A 21352-nucleotide genomic window follows, 5' to 3' on the forward strand; every position below is an offset into this window, starting at 1 on the left:
GACAATATTTTAGCAAACAAACGGCTTGGGCATGGCACAAAAAGTGTGGGTTTGCTATTATCATCACCTTAATATCATTATTATGACCTTATCCTTTTTTATCTTATTTTCATTCATTTTAATTTAGCGAGCCAGCCATGAGTCAACAGTCAACCTCTTGCCCATCAGCACGCCCTGCCCGTATTGCCACCGTTGAGCGTAACACTGCCGAAACTCAAATCACAGTTACCGTCAACCTAGACGGCACAGGTCAAGGCACAGTGGATACAGGCGTGCCGTTTTTAGACCACATGATTGACCAGATTAAGCGTCATGGCTTGTTTGACCTTGATATTAAATGCGTCGGTGATACGCATATTGACGACCATCACAGCGTTGAAGACACAGGCATCACATTAGGGCAAGCATTTGCCAAAGCCTTAGGTGATAAAAAAGGTATCCGCCGTTATGGACATTTTTACGCCCCGCTTGATGAATCGCTATCTCGGGCAGTGGTTGATATCTCAGGTCGTCCGGGGCTACATATGGACATTCCATTTACCCGCTCGCATGTGGGTAGTTTTGACGTCGATTTATTTAGTGAATTTTTCTATGGCTTTGTTAATCATGGCTGGATGACGGTGCATTTAGACAATTTAAAAGGTAAAAATAGTCATCACCAAATAGAATCTACCTTTAAAGCCTTTGCTCGGGCTTTGCGTATGGCGTGTGAATATGATGAACGTGCGTTAAACACCTTACCATCGACCAAAGAGGCGTTGTAGTTGCTGATGGCTGTGCAATCACACCTATCTAACTTTCACTTGATGATTAAGCAAATAATATGACCAAAATCGCACTATTAGACTACGGCATGGGCAACCTACACTCAGTCGCCAAAGCATTAGAATATGTCGGAGCAGACGTGGTGGTTACCAACCAACCCCAGCAGATTGAAAGTGCCGACAAGCTACTCTTCCCCGGTGTCGGAGCAATGCACGACTGTATGCTCGGTATGCACGAGGCAGGCATTGATGACGTGGTACGCAACGCCATCTTTAACAAGCCAGTCATGGCGATTTGTGTTGGTATGCAAGCCTTGTTTGAATACTCAGAAGAAAACTCACAAAATGCTGATGGCACACCTTGTTTGGGCTTGCTTAAAGGACAAGTCAAAAAGTTTGATCCCAACTGGATAGACGAGCAGGGCAACCGCATCAAAGTTCCGCACATGGGCTGGAATACCATCTCAGGCATGGACACCGCCCACCCCTTATGGCAAGGCGTTGATGAGCATACCCATTTTTATTTTGTGCATAGTTATTACTGTCAGCCAGAAGATAATCGTATCGTATCGGCTCGTTGTGATTATGGCGTCGAATTTTGTGCCAGTGTTATCAAAGACAACCTATTTGCCACCCAATTTCACCCCGAAAAAAGCCATAAAGCAGGGCTACAGCTATTAAAGAACTTTGTTGAGTGGGATATATAATTAAAGGTAGATATTGCATCAGGTAAGGAAAATACATTGACATTCCAATCCTTCAAACTATTTTTGATACAGTTATCTGGCTTAGATAGAGACGCTCTACATATCTATATTGGTATGGCTATCTTTTTGTCTTGCTTGATTATTTTTCGCAAGATTGGATTTCATCGTTATGGTTGGGCGTTGGTGATTACTACCTGCTTTGCACTATTGGGTGAAATATTTGATATTCATGACAATATAACCACCCTGAATAAAATTGGTTTAAATGCCAGTATCCATGACATCATTAATACTTGTCTATTACCTTATGTTTTATATGGTATCAGTAAATGGACAAAGATTTTTGAGCTGAATAAATAAAGCATATTTGTTTTGTAGCCAATCCTGCTATCCGCTCATATCTGCTCAGCTAGGTGTGGCAGTGGCACGGTTTGGGGCATTCCATCTAAACGAGCGACTACCCCAAAACCTAGCCACAGCAACACACCTAGCCGAGCAGGATAACCGCTACTATCAGGGCTAAACCGCACCTCAAGACGACTATTGGTACATAATTCACATTAGGGACAAGGTTTCTTTGCAAGATTAATTAAAACAGCGATACTAACAATGAGAACCACATGACAAAATCTATCTTTACCAATTTGGCTGTTTTTGTATCTTGCTTAGTCTCGATGCCTGCTTTTTCAGCCAGTTTTGATTGTGCGAAAGCCAGCAGTTGGGTAGAAAAAACCATTTGTTCTAATGCCCAGCTATCAAGTCTTGATGAGCAAATGGCAAGACATTATAAAAATAGCCTTACTAACGCCTCTGATAATCCAAATAGCACCCAAATTACCCATAATGCTCAGCGTAGATGGTTAAAATTTCAGCGTAATACCTGCACAACACAAGTGTGTTTGATTCGAGAATACCAAGAATATTTAGGTGAGCAGAGTACATACATTGGCGTAGAGGATAACCCTGAGGCTTTAAGTAAAGAAGATTTGCCAAACTCCAAAGCTTTTGGTCAATTTTCTACCATTGTCAATATATCCGTGTATGACCTAGATACTCAGCGTTGGCAGAGTACAGGTGATTCAGTTAATTCAATTTCTATTTATCCTGTCTCTAACAAACCCTATCTTGCGATAGTCACTGGTGATTTAATTTATACCAATGCTCATACATGCAGTTTTGATGATGAAAAAGCGACATGGTCAGAGAATCATTGGGTTTTAACTAATTCGCAAGCAGGTACAACCTCTGAATTGCGTTTGTATCCAGCAACCCATCAAGACAAGACCCAGTTATTATTGCGAGATATAGACAATCAATATCGAGAGACACACTGCGGTATGCGAGGGTATCTTGATGGAATTGTGTTGGATGCTGAGTGATTATTACTTTTGCAACTAAACCATACTACAAGATAGGTTGCAATATTATCATCTCACTTTAAATTAAATGATTTTTATACTTCCTTCTAAATCTCTAGGACGGATACTTTTTAATAGATAGCAAAAGCTATTATCTTCTGCAATAGCTATGTAATGGGATTTTGAGTTATCTAATAATGTTTCATCTTTAATTAACTGTAGTTTCCAATTAGGGAATTTTTCAGGAGGCTCAAATGTTTCTATGATTTCTTCTAAGCTCATTGAGGTAAGCTTATGAATTAAAATTTTAAAATACTCTCGATTATATGAGTGAAGTAAGTATTCTATCTCCCTATAATTATCTATTAATTTCCTTTTACTCATATCTTCTAGATACCAATATGACTGCCAATAATCGTAAAAATTATATTCCGAATTACCCTTTATGGTTAAAAGGGCTCTTCTTAAATTATTAGTCAAGCAAACTTCACTTCCGAGGTGCTTGATAAAAGCTTGAGAAATATTCCTAAATTTTTCATCATCAAAATTGCAATGCTCGGGAATATAATCTAAACAATAAAATATAAATTCCAATCGTCCCCTTAAAGTATCAGTATCTTCTAAGTCATAGATAATATTTTTTCTTTCAGGATTTTGTAAAATTAAAGTAGCTTTAACTCTCTCCTCTTCAACTTGAGCTTTTGAAAAAGTTGAACTAATTATATTAGATTTATCAGCTAAAAAATTATAAATATTATTTGCACCTGCAGATAAATCTATAATAAGGTTTAAAACACCAATAAAAGCTTGTGGACTACGAATAATATCTGGTCTTTTTCCATTTTTATCTATATTACCAAATGCTATAATATTCCTAATAACTCTCATCCAGTTATTATAAAGTGTAGTATCAAAACCTGTAAGATTATCAATTTTTTCTAGATATTTAATTTGAGCGAAAAGTAATACTTTTTGAGTATAAGATGCAACAGGAGAGTGAGTTAGAACTTCATGCAGTAAATTTTCCTGAGGTTCATGTCTAAAAAGCTCTAAATTAAGTTTATTTTTTAAAAAACTCGGATAATACTCTGTCAGTAAGTCTAAATAATTGACTAATCTTCTAAAACTTGATTCTGTTAACCAGTCAATAGAAATATTATGCGGATTTTCTTGAAGGGATTTTATAATATCATTTGTATCCTCTACTTGCTTAGTAGATGCTAAGTCCACCATAAATACAAAAGAAAAAAATCTTACAAAAGATTCATCAATAGCAGAATATTTCCTAAAATTGCTCCATAGAAAGTCTGTCCATTTGGTATCAATCTTGACTTTGAAGCTTTTTTGAGCTGGTATTTTAGATTCCCAGTTAAAATCATAAACTCTCTTTTCTATACCTGCTTTAAAATTTTCAAAAGTAGTTAAAAGTTTTCCTCGAGCATTCATTTTTATATATAAATCATCCGTTAGACCTAAATATTCAAGCTCTATATAATAAAATTGTATAATATTTTTTGTAGTTAGTTTATCCCAGAGATTATTTATTTTAAAGAAATTTTCATGTATATCATCAAGTGTATTTAACATCGCACTAATAGTCGAATCATTCTTCCATGATAAAAAGAACCAAGAAGAATCTTTTATAATACTACTTATTTTGATAGTAACCGAGTCATTATCTTCACCTATTTCAGGAAATGTATTTAAATTTTCGACTAATTTTCGACAGAAATCGCGCGAAGTCATACGAGTCTCATATGAAAAATTAGCAAGTATTTTATAAGTATCATAAGGAATTTTGCTAGTTATAGAAGCATAACAATGTAAAAGAAATAAAGTTGTTAAGCGTTGTTGTCCATCTAGTGGTTGAAACTTATTATTTTCAATACTTCCATAAATAAAATCTAACATTAATATTTCATCTTTGTGTAGACTTTCATATAAAGCTTTTAGAAAATAGCTTCTAATCTTTGATTGACTTTCTCTTCCTTGAGCATAATCTCTTTGAATGATAGGTACTTCTATAGCATATTTATTTAAGAGCTGATAGAAAGTTAATGACTCACCTTGATAATTAGGTTTGTTTTTCATATTTAGTTCTCAATATAATTATATTTTTCTAAAGTAGTAATTAAATCATTTTCATAGTTTTCTTTATCTAATTGTGTCCAAAAAGATATTTTGGGAGGATATGAGCTAAAATATTTAAGAAAAACATTTTTTGTACATATAGGAATAAATATTCCTTTTTTATCTCTATCAATTATAGTTTTTCTTTTTATAGGAAAAACTGCATTTTTATAACTTCTATTAGTAGTTGAGTCTAATAAAGTAAGATTAAATAGACTATCTACATCATCTTCTAATTTAATATGCTGATTGAAGTGATTATTTATTTCTTCAAATAGAATTATGAAACTCTCTTCAGATTCATCCCAACTATCAATTCTATCTATTAAATCATGACTATCTGGAGCTAAAGCTTCAGTATCTATAAAAGTTCTAGAATCAACTAACCATTGTTTTCTATTTTTCTCATCAGGAACTCTATTTTTGATAGAAGTTATATGTTCGATATCCCATTTTTGATTCTCATATAAGTCAAAAGGGAAATATGAATTATCTTTATCACTTGATAACATAGTTAGTATATTATACAAAAGCAATATTTTTCTTACTTCGGTAGTATCATTGTACTGTAAATCTCTCACAGATATTTTTCTGAGGCTGAATTTTATTTTTTCATCTAAATATTTATGAAAATCTGATTTTTTCTTACTACAAGATTCTTTATAAAGTTCTTTAATGTTTATAGCATTAACTGTTATAAGACATCCTATTTTATGATATAAACTTCTTTCTTTATACCATTCATAAAATCTATTATAATAATCTTTAATTTCATTCCAATTTTCTGATAAAATATCGTTGCTAGGTTTTCTAAATTTTTTACTAAAAAATCTGAAAGTTGCAAGTTTATCTTTACTATCTGGATTTTCATTCATTAAATCGAATATAAATTCTATACGATTTACAAATTTCCTTTCTTTGTTTATAAAATACCAGAATCTATCATCTTGTAGCGAACCTTCGATTCTATCCCATTCATTTGCTATTTCTAATTGACGTAATTTTAACTTGTTATCTTGTTCATTGAAGTTTGAGCTATTTAAAAATAAGGCTTTTATTAACTCTGAGTTAGTTAATGGTATTTTTCCTATATTAATTCTAGTGAATATAGAAATAGCATCATCCTCAATGCTTTCATACCAAATAACTCTTGAGTGAAACTTAAATTTTGATGAGAAATTTAATTTATCAAAAGATATATCCTGATTTTTTTTATCAAACCATGCTGATATAGTTATATAAGCTTTTGAAATATAATAAAAATCTATATTACTTTCATTGATTTTTTGATTATCCTCTAAGCTTTCAAGAAATAAACTAGAAGAAGGACGAGTTTCATAATTTAATTTAAATATTTTTTCTCTTTTACTTATTATGTAGTCTTGATTTAAATAGAATAAGATGAGATATATAGTAGTAAGACGTTGTTGTCCATCAATAACTTCAAACTCTTCATTATCAGTTTTTTTAACAACTATAGGTTGCAAACAGTACCAAGTTTTATCATCTGACTGAGAATCGATTGCACGAGGAGTGAAACTGTTAATATCGTTAAGCAATTCAGTAATTTCAGTAGCAGTCCATCGATACCCTCTTTGATAAGAAGGTATTATGAAATTACAGTCTCGTAGTTCGTTTATCGTTTTGAGTTTAAGTATATTTTGCATGAGTCTCACTAGATAGAATTATTATGTCAAGTTTTTTGAGTTTATAAGCATTATATTAATAGTTGTTTGGGTGTCATGTCTATAGTTCTTTTTTCTGTATACGATATTTTTGATTATGTGAAAAGAGTATTTTTAACACTCCCCCCCCCTCAAGCCATACCCCGTACCCTTGCCATAATCCCTTTTTTAATCACCAAACGTACATAGCTTACCGCAATAATCAGTAACACCGCCAGCAACGCCACACCACCCATCGCAAAGCTTGCCCACGGCACACTAAAACGTAAATCAAACCACTGCGTAATCAGCACCCAAGCCGTGATACTCGCCCCGACCACCGCAATCAGCCCCGCACTGATACCCAATAAACCAATCTCTAAAATATTAATCGCATACAAGTCACGAGTCTGCATACCGAGCAACCGAAACGACGCACTGTCTCGCAGACGGTCTTGTGACGTGGATAACAGCGACGTAATCAGCACCATCATACCCGTAAGCAACGCAAGCAAAGTAAACACCTGCACCAATCGGCTCATCTGAGCCACAAAAGTTTGGATTTGTTTGGCAATCGCCCCACCATCAATACTGGTAATCGCAGGAAACTGGCGAGCAATATTGGTTTGCAACTGTGGAATGCTCTTAGCATCGACCCGAGCCGTAGCAAATTGAATCTGTGGAGCGTCCGCCATCACACTTGGCTCAAATAAAAAGTAAAAAAACGGACTAGGACCTTTTTCATAACGCTCACGAATACTGGTGATTTGCCCAACCACCTCAATACCCTGAATATTAAAACGTATGTGGTCGCCCAATCCCACCCCCAGCATCTCAGATGCCGTATCCAAAATCGACATCGGTACTGCTGTATCCGCAGGGAGTGTGGTTGAGGTATTATCTGTATTATCCGTTTCTATGCCAGTTTTTGATTCTGTTTTTATATCTGTATTTGTCACAGGGGCATAAAGCTGGTTAGCCACCACCGCCTCTGCAATAAATTCCGTATCCATCAACGAATCGGCATAGCTAAGATTAAAAATACGTGTCGGGTCATCGCCTGTCCCCGACTCAATCTCACTGGCTGGCACACCGCCCGCCTCAATAATACGTGCCCGAATCACAGGATAATAAGTCAACGGAGCATCAATCATCTTATCCAGCGTATCGTGTTGCTCAGACTGCACATCGAGCAAAAATAAATTAGGGGCATCTTGCGGATATGCCTGAATAAACTGGCTATTTAAACTGTGATTTAATAGCGTTACCATGGTCAAAACCGCCACCGACAAAGCAAGGGTCACAAAAAACAGCCCCGACTGATTGCCCTTACGGGACAAATTATGAATGGCTGTGCGTCCCAGCCAGCCCAACTGTCTATGACTTGCAATCGCACTTAACAGCCACAACCAGCCCCGAGCCAATAACCAAAAACCACCCGCCAATAACCCCATACCAAGCAACGCTTGCCCCCCTGTCAGTACCGAGCCGAACTCAAACGCCAACAAAGCAAAACTGGCAAGCACCACCAACACATACCAATAGACAGGCGGACGCTGACGGCGACTATTGTTGGCTTGCTTTAATACCGCTGACGGTTTGGTATGAGTCACTGCATACAGGCTATGTTGCACAATCAGCAAGGTAATCGTCACCGCCACAAGGCTAATTTTTAACACACTCAGCGGTTGAATCGACAGCACAATATCACTGGGCAACACCGCACTCAAATAACGTCCCCCAAGCCTAAGCATCGCCACACTCATCAGCACCGAACTGGCACAAGCAAGCCCCGCCATCAGCAAAAACAAACGATAATAACTGTGCTTAATCGACCCAACCGACTCACCCAACGCCCGACGAATCGCCGTCGCCCGTTGCCCCAAATCCACAAACGCCTTCACCACACTTAGCAAAGCCACCGCAGATAAAAACAGCACCGCAATCACCAACAACTTCAAAAACCGAAGCACATTATCCGACACCCGTGACACCGACGTATCCGTACTATCGGCATCACTCATGGTTACATCAGGCTGACTTGCCAAAATCTCAGCCAGCCGAGCCTGCTCAGCCTCAATCTGCTCAGGCGACCCTGCAAGCTCAATGCGATAACTCACCCGACTACGCTGACCAAGTAATTGCGTCGCCTCTAAATCCGAGCTTGCCATCAACACCCTTGCCCCAAAGCCAAAAGCCGTCAACGGGCGGTCAGGCTCAGCGGTCAGCTCATCGCTAATCGTAAACACCGCCTCACCAATCTTCACCTCATCACCGACACTTAGCCCCAGCCCAGTCAGCACCTGTGTTTCTACCACCACCTGATGCGATTTTAATTGCTCAGACAACGCCTTACCCGATGCCAACTTCACCTCACCATACAGCGGATATGCAGGTGATACCGCCTTAATCCGAGCCAGCAAGCTATGCGAATTGTGCGAATTATCCGTCTCTTGCACCGCCTTTGTTGCTTTTGCTTGCCCCGTAATCATCGCATTAAACTGCGACTCATAAACCACATTATCAGGCTCAAACCCACGCACCGCCGACAACACAGACTCAGACCACGCCTGCTGACTGGTCAAAACCAAATCACCGCCCACCAACGCCCGCTGATTATCCGCCACATAATCGTCCACCGATTGTTGAATCGAATCCAACGTCAAATACGTCGATAACGACAAAATCATCGCCAACAAAAACAACAACGGATAAATCCAATGTTGCACCCAACTACGACGCACCACCTTATTACCCAATACCGAGCCTGAAAACCAAGCATCAGCGAACGCTTGCTTTTTTAAAGAGGGCTTATTTTGAGAGTGGTTGTTTAAAGGTGGTTTATCTAAAGAATGGTTATCAGGTGTGGACATAATCAAAATCTATATTGAGTAGCAAAGCAGAAGAGTATAACAACAAGTGATACAATGAAAGTGAGTAAAAATACCAGCAATAATAGTTAATTAAATGATAGTAGCTAATCCTGCTATCCGCTTATATCTTGCATGCCCACTAGAGCGGTGACTAAAGCCAGTGGCGTTCCTGTTACCTCGATACCGCCACTAGCTAAGTCACCGCAAACTAGTGGTCATACAAGGATAACCGCTACTATCAGGGCTAAAAAGCCTTGTTAGGGCAACACTTAACTATCCGTTGATATTTCGTAGTAACGCATCGTTTTCACAAAATCCTATTTAAAGGATTTTGTCTTGCATGAGGGACAAAGCAGTGCTTTGTCTTAATCCTCACTCAGGGCTAAACCGCACCTCAAGGCAACTTTTAGGTTGATTATTTAGCTTCGTTATTAGCTTACACCCGAAGCTTATCAATTTATAGGGATATAATATGATTTATTTATGTGGTCCAAAGAACGCTAGATACACATATACTGGTAGTCCAATTCCGCATTTAGACCTTGCCTATCGTTGTGATGCACAAACGCTTGCAAAAGCTTTGAGTATTTATGAAAGCGTATTCAATGTACGCATCACCTCGATGCAAGAGCCTCTTTTGGGCTTGAGCGAAAACATAGGTAAGTATTTTGATTATCTGGATTTAGACAATAATTCAAAAATAGCAGTTGACGTTCATGTCATTCGGCAAGGAGAGACTATTTGCCCCAAACAAAATTTAGATTTTGTGCTACAAAAAGAAGATATTGTCGATATTGGACCATTACTTTGTTAATTAGGAAGTTTGACCAGCAGTAAAGGATCTAGCAAAAGAAAGTCTATGACTTTCTTACCATGCAATTTTTTTACGGTTCTCATATCAGGGTGACGCTGTTTTTAAAGATGATTCTTTTTAAATTTATCCTCTGGTAGTACCAGAAATAGAAATATAAGGCATGTCTTTATATTTTTTTACTAACTTTATATATTCATCAATTAATGGCTGTATTTTTTGCTTTCTATTAGTAGAATAGACATTAATAAGCATGTATCTTGCATACTCAGAAGGTTTTTTAGGTTCATAAAAACCTTGATAAATTAATCCTAAGTATACTTTCCCAGAGTAGTTTCTACCGATTTCAATTCTTGAAAACCCTTCTGCTTGAGGAAGTAAAGTCTCTAAAGAGATGTAACCTAGAGAATCACCAGTTTGTTGTGTTGGTAGATTAAAGTACTCTTCTAAATCTTCAATAGACATATCTTGGATAGTAGGTAATAAGTAATCACATTCTTTGGCATAATCTTGAAAACGTTTCCCATCATGTTTTGCAACACTAATGACATCATCTTCAAAATTTACTTCAACTCTCATACTAGTAGTAGCTGATGGAAACCTTAACAAACCCTTTTCATTTTTCTCAAAGTCACCCGCTAAGAAATATATATACTCACCCATAGGTTCAATTTCCCAGAATATATGAGAATAAATTTCAGGGTTAACATCTCTAATATCTTTATTAATCCAAATAGGTAGATTATCAAAGTTACTCATCTTTCCGATAGGTTCTATAAACACCAATGGTCGTGCTGCAAGATTTTCAATATGATTTCCTACATATTTTTCAAAAGTTGCCTTAGGTGATTTGTTTGTCATATTACATTGCCTTTTTTATTTAATTTCTGGTGAAAATTGTATTCTCAAGTCCTTATTATATACATGTTATATTCAATTTTGATTTAAAACTAGTACATAATAAACTACTAGTATAAATTTACTGGCTAGAAAAAAACTTTACATTGTAAATGTATATAGATAATGAAATATTAATAAAACTAAAGAATAATTTTTTTATTATAACAAAATTATTATGTGGGTTTTCTATATCATCATACCATCTTAATTTTCAACCCGACCATCAACAATGGTAATCACCTGATTGGCATGGGTGCTTAGACTTGGGTCATGAGTTACCACCACCAATGCCGTCCCTGATTGTTGTTGTAGCTCTAACAATAAGTGCATCACCTGTTGAGCATTTTGCTCATCAAGATTGCCTGTTGGCTCATCGGCAAAAATAATTTTTGGACGGGCGACCAATGCCCTTGCCAAAGCAGTGCGTTGTTGCTCACCCCCTGATAGCTGATGCGGTAAACTGTCACGGCGATGCATGAGCCCAACCGCAGTGAGCAATTCCTCGACTCGGCTAGGGTCAGGACGACGAGCAATATCTAACGGAAAGGCAATATTTTCAGCGACCGTCAGCGTTGGCAACAAATGAAACGACTGAAACACAAAGCCCATGTCTTGTTGGCGTTTTTGTGCCAATGCTTCTTCATTAAGCTTGGTCAGATTTTGTCCATCTAACCACACCTCACCCGAGTCAGGATAATCTAGCCCTGCTAGCAAGCCTAACAGTGTCGATTTACCTGAGCCAGATTTACCCATAATCACCGCAAATTCACCCGCCTGCACCGCCACATCAATACCCTTAATAATGTCGATACGTTGCTCACCCACTTTTACACTTTTACTAAGATTGTTGGCATACAGCAGGGGTTGTGACGTAGATGACGTAGTGGGTGAGGGGGTGTGTGAGTTATTAAGGGTAGGATTTGCGTTGGAGTTTGTGGCAGATTTCATGGTAGTTTTTCTATATGATTTATGGTGTATTGTCTATTATTGCGTATTGCTGGATTTTTCTTGTACCACCTCAGTTAGCACAGGCATCAACACAGGTAAGATATTATTTCTCACCACATGCGTATAACCCTCTTTGGTTGGGTGGATGGCATCTTTTTGATTGAGATTGGCATCACCTGCGACCCCATTTAAGAAAAATGGAATATACGCCACCCCTGTATCTTTGGCGATGCGTGGATAAATGCGTGAAAATTGATTCACATAATCATCGCCCATATTGTCATAAATCTCCATACCCCCCAATATCACCGTACTACCACTGGCTTGTAAGCGTTCGATAGCGGTGCGAATATTGTCATCGACAGTGGTTACAGGTACGCCACGCATGGCATCGTTTGCCCCTGTGGTCAAAATGGTAATATCAGGCTGAGTTTTTAACGCCCAGTCGAGCCGATTAACCAGACCAGTACTGGTTTCGCCACTAAGCCCTGAGTTAACCACGCTGACATTGCTATAACCTGCCTCACGCAGTTGTGCTTGTAGCTGAGCAGGGTAGTTGTCTTGCTCCGCCACGCCCAAACCCTCAGTGAGCGAATCACCAATCGCCAAAATCGTAATGGGCGTAGTGATGGGCTGGGCGAGTGGTTGCAAAGGTGGATTAAGCACAGGGGCTGGTGAATTAACCCTTTGTGAGTTGCTAGTTTGAGTGGGTTGGCTTGCGGTGGGCTGTGAATTATCGTTTTCAGTATCACTTTTGTTATCAGACACAGGTTGACACGCCATACATACTAAGGCGGTGAATAGAGTGACTATGCCCATGCGTCCTTTATGTTTTATGCGAGAGTGGGTGTACTTGGTTTTAATGGCTGTCGATAATAAGGACATAAGTATTTATTCCCCTAACTGATAATAAATTGCTAATACAAGGCATCTAAGTGAAGATATTATAAATCTCTAATAGGGTCTGTTGAACATTCATCTTCATAGGAAAAATTGAGAAAAATTTGACTTAGTCAAGGCAATGGACACAGGTAATATCGGGATATTAACAAGTTCATTAACGCAGAATAAGGCAAATTTAGCCAATTTTTACATGAAAGTAAAAAGTAGCTATATCCCTTATAGGTATTAGCCTGACGGGGTGAAAGTTCAACAGACCCTAAGGTTAACACTGTAAGAGGTTTATTTGAGATTAACAAAGTAACTGTTTTTTATTGTTTCGACTATCCCCTACCTTAGCACTTGTCCTGTTCTAATATCTCTTATTTGACTTGGCAATTGATAACCCAAGGTATCCCCTTGTAAATAACCTATATGCTTAGCCAGTTTATGGTTAGCAAAAGAGGCTTGGGCTTGCTCTAGACTATTGGCAGGGGGTTGACCGGCTTGATTACAACTGGTTGAGACGATAAAACCATAGGGGTTTTCTTCTGATACCATCTGCTGACATATTTGTTTAATCATAGGATGGGCAATGACGCGTACTGCCACGCTATCATGATTGCCTGTTATCCATTGTGGAATGTCTGGCTGATAGTTTTGATTATCCATCAGTGGCAATAACCATGTCTGTGCTTGTTGCTGAGCCGTTGGTAAATTGAGATTAATTAATGATAACTGACTGATGGATTGTGTCAGCCGTTGCCGTTGCTCATCAGACAGTGGCGCAATTAAAGAAGCGATACGTGACAGCTTATCTGTCACCACAATCATACCTTTTTCTTGTGGGCGTGATTTTAGCTGGAGTACGGTTTGTACAGCTTTTTGATTAAAAGGGTCGCAACCAATCCCCCAGACACTTTCGGTTGGATAAACCAAAATCTGACCTTGCTTTATCCATGCCACTGCCTGCTGAATATCAGTAAATACAGTTGTATTTTTGGATGTTTTTGCAGAAGTTGTCATCTTAGCTCTTTAGGAAAAATTGCTATAAGTTTATCTTAGTCAAGGCAATAAATGTAGGTAGCTTATTTATCAAGGCGAGATATAGCCAACGGACTTTATAACTGTTACGGTGTTAGGCTCGTTTGCTATACAGCCGTACTATCTGCACTCGCCTGCCTTGTGCCAGTTTATAAATTCACTGACTATATTATCCAGTTTATTAACGAAGAAATAAGGCAAATATAGCCATTTTTTACATAAGAGTAAAAAGTAGCTGTATCCTTTGTCGATATTAGCTAAACAGGATGGATTATCAACAAGCCTAAATATATGGCTTATATCAATCGTTTATATCGTCCAGCATTTTGAGCAATAATACCAAGCAACTCTAGTGTCATCAGTTGGCTTAATAGTGTTGGTGTATCAAGTTGTGTCTTTTCTATTAACTTATCTAAATCTTGACCAACCCAATCCAAATGTACCATCAAAGGTTGTAGCTCATTGGGAATTGTCACGTTATTGCTAGAAGCTTGTGGTGATTTTTCTATATGACGATGTCTATTAGCCTGATTATCAACCTGATAAGGCATCGGTTTGATTGGAGATTGTGGCTGACGCTGACTGGCAAATGATTTCTGAGTTTCTATGATTTCGCTATCATCTTTTGTGTATGGATACAGATGCGCTGATGCAGACGTTTCTTGTATGGAGGCATGCGAAGAGGTTTGGTTTGCAATGTCAGCGATGACTTGCTCAGGATGATAAATCAGGGTTGCACCCTCACGTATTAGATGATGACATCCCTCTGCATTAAGATTATCAATACGACTAGGCACAGCAAAGACTTGTTTACCTTGCTCAGCGGTCAAACGAGCAGTAATTAATGAGCCACTTTGAATGGTCGCTTCAGTGACGATTGTCCCCAGACTTAACCCTGCGACCAAACGATTACGGCGAGGAAAAGTATGTTTATTAGGCTGAGTATTGGGTAACAACTCAGAGATGATACAGCCCCCTTCATTGACGATACGCTCAATTAAGGCATGGTGCTGTTTGGGATAACACACATCAATGCCTGTACCCATTACACCAATGGTGCGCCCTGCCAGCTCTTTTGGCTGAGCCAATGCACCCAGATGTGCCTGAGCATCAATGCCTTGTGCCAACCCACTGGTGATGACATAACCAGACTGAGCAAGATACTGTGCCATATCAAATGTGGTCTTTTGTGCTTGAGGCGTTGGCCTGCGACTACCAACAATGGCAATCTGTGCCAATGAGAGTTTATCAGCTTGTCCACGATAAAATAACACAGGAGGTGGGTCATACAGTTGCGTGATACCATCAGGGTAGTCAGCATCACCAAAAAATATTAATTGATAAGATTGTTGGGCAATATCTTTTTGTATCTTTTCTAAGAAGTGCAGGCTGTCTTTTTCAGTGGCCTCGCTATGTCGTGATAGATGGCTGTGATGTATACCTAACGCTCGCCAATCTTCCACACTGGCTTGTAAGGCAGATGTTGCTGATGTAAATGCCGTTGTTAATTTACGAAAGGCAGAGAGTGACATATTCACCCTCTGCCATAATACCAAAATATCTTGTTGCGATGGCGTCATAACTGACCTAAGTTTGCCCTATAAGCCATCAGGTGGTAATAACTGGTCACCAACATTTAAAGGCAATTCTGAGTCTAGTACATAAGCATAGCTGATGTTATCAAAGGTTTTAAAGACCATCACATGTCCTGCTTCCTCACTTGGCAAACGAGATGGCGCATCATTATCTCGAATGTCTCGTACTAATGGGCCTTTGCGATAAACAGTTAATACATCACCTGGTTTTGCACCATTGACTGCTCCTAAGTTTATTGCCACTACACTGCCTCGTGCCGCTGTCCCAATAGAGCCCATGACTCGAACAATCAATCCACCACGATTTACCTGAGCAGGAGCTGGATAAAAAACTGGTGGCACAATATTACCCATTTCTACAAAAACTCTATCACCTTCTCGTACTTCTTTGCCGTAAGTATCTAATATTTGTAGGCTAGAAATATTATTATTGGTAACATCTGTCACCACTGCTGTTGCGATTTGCTCAACTTCAATTCCCATGACCTGTTTGGTTGCATTATCTACATACGGTTCACCAACGTGATAAATACCGTAACGCTGACCAACGATCAATGGCACACCTTTAGCATACACTTTATCACCAATACTGGTTAATAAGTTGCGATTTTTTGACGCTAAAACATAAGGTGTCGTTTCCAAATCCACTGGATTTACAATGATATTTCTATCCAACCAAAACTGAATGGCTGATAAAGGAATGGGAGGAATACTATTGTTTAATGGTGTTACGGTCACTGTTTGTTGTATATTTTCAATAACATCCACTTGCGCCATATCACGCTCAATACCAGCACAACCCTCACCCGTATCAATACCGATTAGATTTTGCCCCTTGATAACACATAACAGAATGACATCACCAGGATAAATAAGATTGGGATTCTTAATTTGTCTATTAGCAGCCCATATTTCCTTCCAAAGCCAAGGTTTATCCAAATAACGTCCCGCAATACCCCATAACGTATCACCTTTTTTGACAATATAGCGATTGGGTGCATCTGCTTTTACAGTCGGAGGAGGATTGCTTGCATGAGCTGAGCCTCCTAATAACATTAGCCCAGCAATAGTTGTTGTTAGCAATCGTTGTAGTCGTTTCATTTGAGTAGATTTCATTATTGTGTCCATTTGTCCAGCAGCAGTAACAAAGCAGAAAAAGTCTGTAATTGTGAATTTTATTGACATTATGTGGATTTTACAATCACATAACATCACAACAAAGTTTAATTTGGCAGTTTAAGTTTACAATTTTATTAATCATAGCACAATCACAGATACATAGCATTTTCATTCAGGTATGAATAGCACTATAATCAGATAAATACATCAATAAAAAATCTACTTACCTATATATTTTGTTTCACGTGAAACAAAACAGCCACCTTATGACAAGATGGCTGTTTTTTATTACTAATAACCTAAACTATATTTATTTCAATGAAGTGAACGACATTAAATATCCAAGTTGGTCACTGTTAACGCATTTTCTTCGATAAAGGCACGGCGTGGCTCAACATTATCACCCATCAAGCAAGTGAATAAATGGTCAGCAGCGATGGCATCTTCAATAGTTACCCGTAGCATACGGCGGTTTTCAGGGTCCATGGTGGTATCCCAAAGCTGGTCAGCATTCATCTCTCCAAGCCCTTTATAACGCTGAATTGCCAATCCACGGCGAGCATCTTGCATCATCTGTTGCCATAGGTGATCAAAGTCACGCAGCAAAGTGTCTTTATCACCACGGCGGATAAATGCCGTCTCTTCAAGCAAGGTATTCCATTGCGAAGACAGACGTAATAAACGAGCATATTCCCCTGAGGTAATAAAGCCACTATCTAGCATATAATGTTGGGCTAACTGATGCACATAAATGGTTATACGAGGTAGCCACTGGGCTTTTTTTGGTTCAGCATCAATATCACGCTCACCTTCTGCCAACGTCTCATCGACATTTGGCAATGTGGTCTGTGATGACTGCTGTGACAGTGTGTCTTGTACCACTTGGTCATAACTGCTGTCATGAATATTGACCAGTTCTACTTCTGGATTCAGGTCACTACCAAAATGCTGTAATTGAGTTTGTACTTTGTCTAGCCACTGTTGCATCGCTTGCTTATCATAGGTCATATCAGTGGTCAGTTTTGGTACAAAGGTCAATGCGTCAAGCAAAACGGCAGGGTATTTAATCTGCAAACGGGCTTTGACCAGTTGACTTTGGTTATAGTCATTAAGCAAGCTCTCTAACGCTTGCCCTGTAATCGCAGGGGCATGTTCATTGATATGCAGTTTGGTATCATCAATGGTTGCTGACAACAAATAGGCTTTAAGTGCCTCATCATCTTTAAGATACAGCTCTTGGCGACCTTTTTTGATTTTATAAAGTGGAGGCTGAGCGATATAAATATAACCACGCTCGATAAGCTCTGGAGTTTGACGGAAAAAGAACGTCAATAGCAAGGTGCGAATGTGTGAACCATCAACGTCGGCATCGGTCATGATGATGATTTTATGATAACGCACTTTGTCAGGGTTATATTCATCAGGACCAATACCACAGCCTAAGGCAGTGATTAGCGTACCCACTTCAGCAGAAGACAGCATTTTGTCAAATCTTGCCCGCTCCACATTTAGAATTTTACCTTTTAGCGGTAATATTGCTTGGGTTTTACGGCTACGACCTTGTTTGGCTGAGCCACCTGCTGAGTCACCCTCGACAATATATAATTCAGATAAAGCGGGGTCTTTTTCTTGGCAATCTGCCAGTTTTCCGGGTAGTCCTGCGATATCTAAGGTAGTTTTACGGCGGGTCATTTCTCGAGCTTTACGAGCCGCATCACGGGCTCTGGCAGCATCAATGATTTTTCCAGCGATGGCTTTTGCTGAACTGGGATTTTCTAGCAGATAATCGCTAAATTTATCATGCATGGCTGATTCAACAGCAGATTTCACTTCGCTAGAGACCAGTTTGTCTTTAGTTTGGCTAGAAAATTTTGGGTCAGGCACTTTCACTGAGACAATGGCGGTTAACCCTTCTCGGGCATCATCACCAGTGGTATTAACCTTTTCTTTTTTAAACAGTTTTTCAGCGTCCATATAACTGTTTAAACAGCGGGTCAATGCTGAGCGAAAACCTGATAAATGCGTGCCACCATCTTTTTGTGGGATATTATTGGTAAAGCACAATACCTTTTCATTATAAGTGTCTGACCACTGTAACGCTGCCTCAACACAAATACCATCATCTTGTTCACTGGTAAAGTGAAACACTTCATTTAAGGTTTCTTTACCTGCATTGATATAGCTGACAAACTCAGACAAGCCGCCTTTATGCTCAAATTCGTGACGTTTATCAATGCGTTCATCAGTTAAGACAATACGCACACCTGAATTTAAAAAGGATAATTCACGCAAGCGTTTTGCCAATATGTCATAATCAAAAATCGTCCCTGTAAAAATCTCAACACTGGGATAAAAGCGAACTTGCGTCCCTGTCTTATCAGTTGCCTCTAACTGCTGAATATCACTGTCTGGCACACCATCGGTATAGGTTTGCTGATAATGATAGCCTTGTCGCCAAATGTTCAATTCAAGTTTTTTAGATAAGGCATTCACCACTGACACACCGACACCATGCAGACCACCCGATACCTTATAACTATTGGCATCAAACTTACCGCCTGCATGCAGTACGGTCATAATCACTTCGGCAGCCGATACGCCTTCTTCGGGGTGAATATCAACGGGAATACCGCGTCCGTTATCCATCACACTCACCGATTCATCTTCATGAATAACGATGTCAATCTGGTCACAATGCCCGGCTAATGCTTCATCAATGGAGTTATCAACCACTTCAAATACCATGTGATGCAAGCCTGTGCCATCATCAGTATCGCCAATATACATACCGGGACGGACACGCACTGCCTCAAGCCCATGCAAAACACGAATGTCCTTTGAGCCATAATCTTCATTATCTGGTGTTTTTATGGATGCTTGACCAACTGCCAAATTCTGCTCGTCAGTCTGGTTCACAGGGGGTTGTTGTTCGCTCATGGTATATCCTTGCTGAAGGCGGGAACAGAGGTCTGTTTGAATATTCACCACACTAGATTTACTTACTAGGGGTTAAAATAATATTTTACTTTCATATAAAAACTGGCTAAATTCACCTTAATTTTCCTATGAAGATAAATACTCAAACATACCCTAACTTTCTGGGCTGATTTGTTTTGGGATAGTTTTTATATACCCCCATCACAACCAATCATTTCTTATAAAAATTTTGCCAAAATCTTAGTGTTATTTGAATGACAAATATAACAGTGTCATGGCGATGAATTATAACATTTTTTCACCTTTGCGTCATCAATAGTAGTCTGGCTAACACACCATTAGCAATATTCTATCTGTTTTTCAATTTAACAGGACTGTCTTTTTTGCACTTGTCCTTGTTTCACATGAAACACTGCAAAATCTTGCCAAAACTGCTTGACTAAATCTAACACTGTTTCATCTAAACTGGTGATAAATAACTGACAAGGTGTTGTTGCAAGTGTACTAAATAAAACAGCCAATGCCTTATCATCAAGTTCGGCAGTGACATCATCTAATAGCACAATGGGGATTTTTGCCTCAGCTTGCTGTAATACGTTGTGATTTAATAAAGGCAGTTGTGACAAACGCAAGGTGGTGATTAGCAGCTTTTTCTCACCACGAGATAGTACATTTACCGCTTGCTCTTTGATATGGCTGTGAGAATTTACCGCTTTATTGGATGTTTCATGTGAAACATTTATATCAATATCATTACTATGGCTATTCGCGCTATTTTCTGGTAAATCTTGTGTTTTTAACTGCTCTCGCTCACTTAACCATGTCACCTGAATATCGGCTCGATGACAGCCCAAGCGGGTATAACCCATCTGCACATCTTGAGATAGGCGTTGTGCCAATAGCTCATCTAAGGGTGTATCGACATCATAGCCTGCATAGAAAGACAACTTAATATCTTCCGCATATTGAGGTAATAATGATTGCAATATGTCATTGAAGTAAGGTTGCCACTGCTCAAATACCTGCTGACGATAATGGGTAATTAGCCCTGCATGATTTGCTAGACCTTTGTCCCATGCCATCAGCTCTTGTCGTTGCATGGCAGTTAGATGATGAGAGGATTTTAATAACGTATTACGTTGCTTGAGTAAGCGTTGATAAGCAAGCCACTGTGAATGAAAGCCTTGTTTCACGTGAAACGCCAACCAGTCAAGCAACTGTCGTCTGCTGGCACTGCCATCTTCTAGCATGTCCATTGATGAGGGGTCAATAAGTAAGGTCGGCAAGCGTTGGGTAAGGCTACTTTGTGTATAAACGGTCTGCTGGTTTAACCGTAGTGTGGTACTGGCATCAAGCTGTTTTTGGATTGCCATGCTGTCATCATCAGCAAATTGAGCATGAACAGTAGTGGCTAATTGATGATGACTGATATAGCGTTTGGGCTGATGATGGCGAAAGCTTTTACCCCGAGATAATAAAAATATCCCTTCTAATAGGGATGTTTTACCACTGCCATTATCACCAATGATTAAATTACATTGCTGGGCAGACAGACTCACCTGCTGTAGGTTACGCAAGTGGCTAATGGTCAATCGAGTTATCATGTCTGCCTTATTTAGACTC

17 protein-coding genes are annotated in these 21352 nt (G+C 39.1%); 6 read left to right on the forward strand and 11 right to left on the reverse strand.

Annotation, left to right across the window (positions count from 1 at the left end; translation table 11 throughout):
- The first annotated feature begins 137 nt into the window (after window positions 1-137).
- The 5 genes from hisB to FHK88_RS00760 all read left to right on the forward strand — a co-directional run bounded on the left by hisB (window position 138) and on the right by FHK88_RS00760 (window position 2850).
- Window positions 138-764 (forward strand): imidazoleglycerol-phosphate dehydratase HisB, encoded by a 627-nt coding sequence (gene hisB, locus FHK88_RS00740; RefSeq protein WP_227428868.1) that lies wholly within the window; start codon window positions 138-140, stop codon window positions 762-764.
- 59 nt (window positions 765-823) lie between these two features.
- Complete coding sequence (gene hisH / locus FHK88_RS00745; RefSeq protein WP_227428869.1) at window positions 824-1471, forward strand: imidazole glycerol phosphate synthase subunit HisH; 648 nt, start codon at window positions 824-826, stop codon at window positions 1469-1471.
- A gap of 36 nt (window positions 1472-1507) precedes the next feature.
- On the forward strand, window positions 1508-1831 hold the full coding sequence (locus FHK88_RS00750) for a hypothetical protein (protein ID WP_227428870.1): 324 nt from the start codon (window positions 1508-1510) through the stop codon (window positions 1829-1831).
- A gap of 7 nt (window positions 1832-1838) precedes the next feature.
- On the forward strand, window positions 1839-1994 hold the full coding sequence (locus FHK88_RS00755; protein WP_227428871.1) for a hypothetical protein: 156 nt from the start codon (window positions 1839-1841) through the stop codon (window positions 1992-1994).
- 97 nt (window positions 1995-2091) lie between these two features.
- Window positions 2092-2850 (forward strand): lysozyme inhibitor LprI family protein, encoded by a 759-nt coding sequence (locus tag FHK88_RS00760; protein ID WP_227428872.1) that lies wholly within the window; start codon window positions 2092-2094, stop codon window positions 2848-2850.
- 63 nt (window positions 2851-2913) lie between these two features.
- On the opposite strand, the gene FHK88_RS00765 is transcribed toward FHK88_RS00760, so the two are convergent.
- From FHK88_RS00765 to FHK88_RS00775, 3 genes are all read right to left on the reverse strand, one after another.
- Window positions 2914-4920: a DUF262 domain-containing protein gene (locus FHK88_RS00765; protein ID WP_227428873.1), complete on the reverse strand. Its 2007-nt coding sequence runs from the start codon at window positions 4918-4920 to the stop codon at window positions 2914-2916.
- 2 nt (window positions 4921-4922) lie between these two features.
- Complete coding sequence (locus FHK88_RS00770; RefSeq protein ID WP_227428874.1) at window positions 4923-6626, reverse strand: DUF262 domain-containing protein; 1704 nt, start codon at window positions 6624-6626, stop codon at window positions 4923-4925.
- Between the two features lie 149 nt (window positions 6627-6775).
- On the reverse strand, window positions 6776-9496 hold the full coding sequence (locus FHK88_RS00775) for an ABC transporter permease (protein ID WP_227428875.1): 2721 nt from the start codon (window positions 9494-9496) through the stop codon (window positions 6776-6778).
- A 472-nt stretch (window positions 9497-9968) separates the two neighbouring features.
- Between FHK88_RS00775 and FHK88_RS00780 the strand changes: the two genes are divergently transcribed.
- Window positions 9969-10310 carry a hypothetical protein gene (locus tag FHK88_RS00780; protein ID WP_227428876.1) on the forward strand — a complete coding sequence of 114 codons (342 nt, stop codon included), beginning with the start codon at window positions 9969-9971 and terminating at the stop codon, window positions 10308-10310.
- Window positions 10311-10433: 123 nt separating this feature from the next.
- Here the strand turns inward: FHK88_RS00780 and FHK88_RS00785 are convergent, their stop codons facing one another.
- The 8 genes from FHK88_RS00785 to recF form a co-directional block, all read right to left on the reverse strand.
- Complete coding sequence (locus tag FHK88_RS00785; protein WP_227428877.1) at window positions 10434-11168, reverse strand: hypothetical protein; 735 nt, start codon at window positions 11166-11168, stop codon at window positions 10434-10436.
- Between the two features lie 243 nt (window positions 11169-11411).
- A complete protein-coding gene (locus tag FHK88_RS00790; RefSeq protein ID WP_227428878.1) occupies window positions 11412-12155 on the reverse strand; it encodes an ABC transporter ATP-binding protein in 744 nt (247 codons plus the stop codon).
- A gap of 36 nt (window positions 12156-12191) precedes the next feature.
- A complete protein-coding gene (locus FHK88_RS00795) occupies window positions 12192-13040 on the reverse strand; it encodes an arylesterase (protein WP_227428879.1) in 849 nt (282 codons plus the stop codon).
- Between the two features lie 345 nt (window positions 13041-13385).
- Window positions 13386-14060 (reverse strand): L-threonylcarbamoyladenylate synthase, encoded by a 675-nt coding sequence (locus tag FHK88_RS00800; RefSeq protein WP_227428880.1) that lies wholly within the window; start codon window positions 14058-14060, stop codon window positions 13386-13388.
- A 314-nt stretch (window positions 14061-14374) separates the two neighbouring features.
- Window positions 14375-15658, reverse strand: coding sequence for a DNA-processing protein DprA (dprA, locus tag FHK88_RS00805; RefSeq protein WP_227428881.1), 1284 nt, complete (start codon window positions 15656-15658; stop codon window positions 14375-14377).
- Between the two features lie 18 nt (window positions 15659-15676).
- The gene (locus tag FHK88_RS00810; RefSeq protein ID WP_227428882.1) at window positions 15677-16789 is read right to left on the reverse strand and encodes a LysM peptidoglycan-binding domain-containing protein; all 1113 of its coding nucleotides are present in this window, start codon (window positions 16787-16789) and stop codon (window positions 15677-15679) included.
- A 336-nt stretch (window positions 16790-17125) separates the two neighbouring features.
- Window positions 17126-19729, reverse strand: coding sequence for a DNA topoisomerase (ATP-hydrolyzing) subunit B (gene gyrB, locus FHK88_RS00815; protein ID WP_227428883.1), 2604 nt, complete (start codon window positions 19727-19729; stop codon window positions 17126-17128).
- Between the two features lie 365 nt (window positions 19730-20094).
- Window positions 20095-21333 (reverse strand): DNA replication/repair protein RecF, encoded by a 1239-nt coding sequence (gene recF, locus FHK88_RS00820; RefSeq protein WP_227428884.1) that lies wholly within the window; start codon window positions 21331-21333, stop codon window positions 20095-20097.
- Window positions 21334-21352 lie beyond the last annotated feature (19 nt).

Source organism: Psychrobacter sp. I-STPA6b (assembly GCF_020662265.1).
In the GTDB taxonomy this organism is placed as follows: Bacteria; Pseudomonadota; Gammaproteobacteria; order Pseudomonadales; family Moraxellaceae; genus Psychrobacter.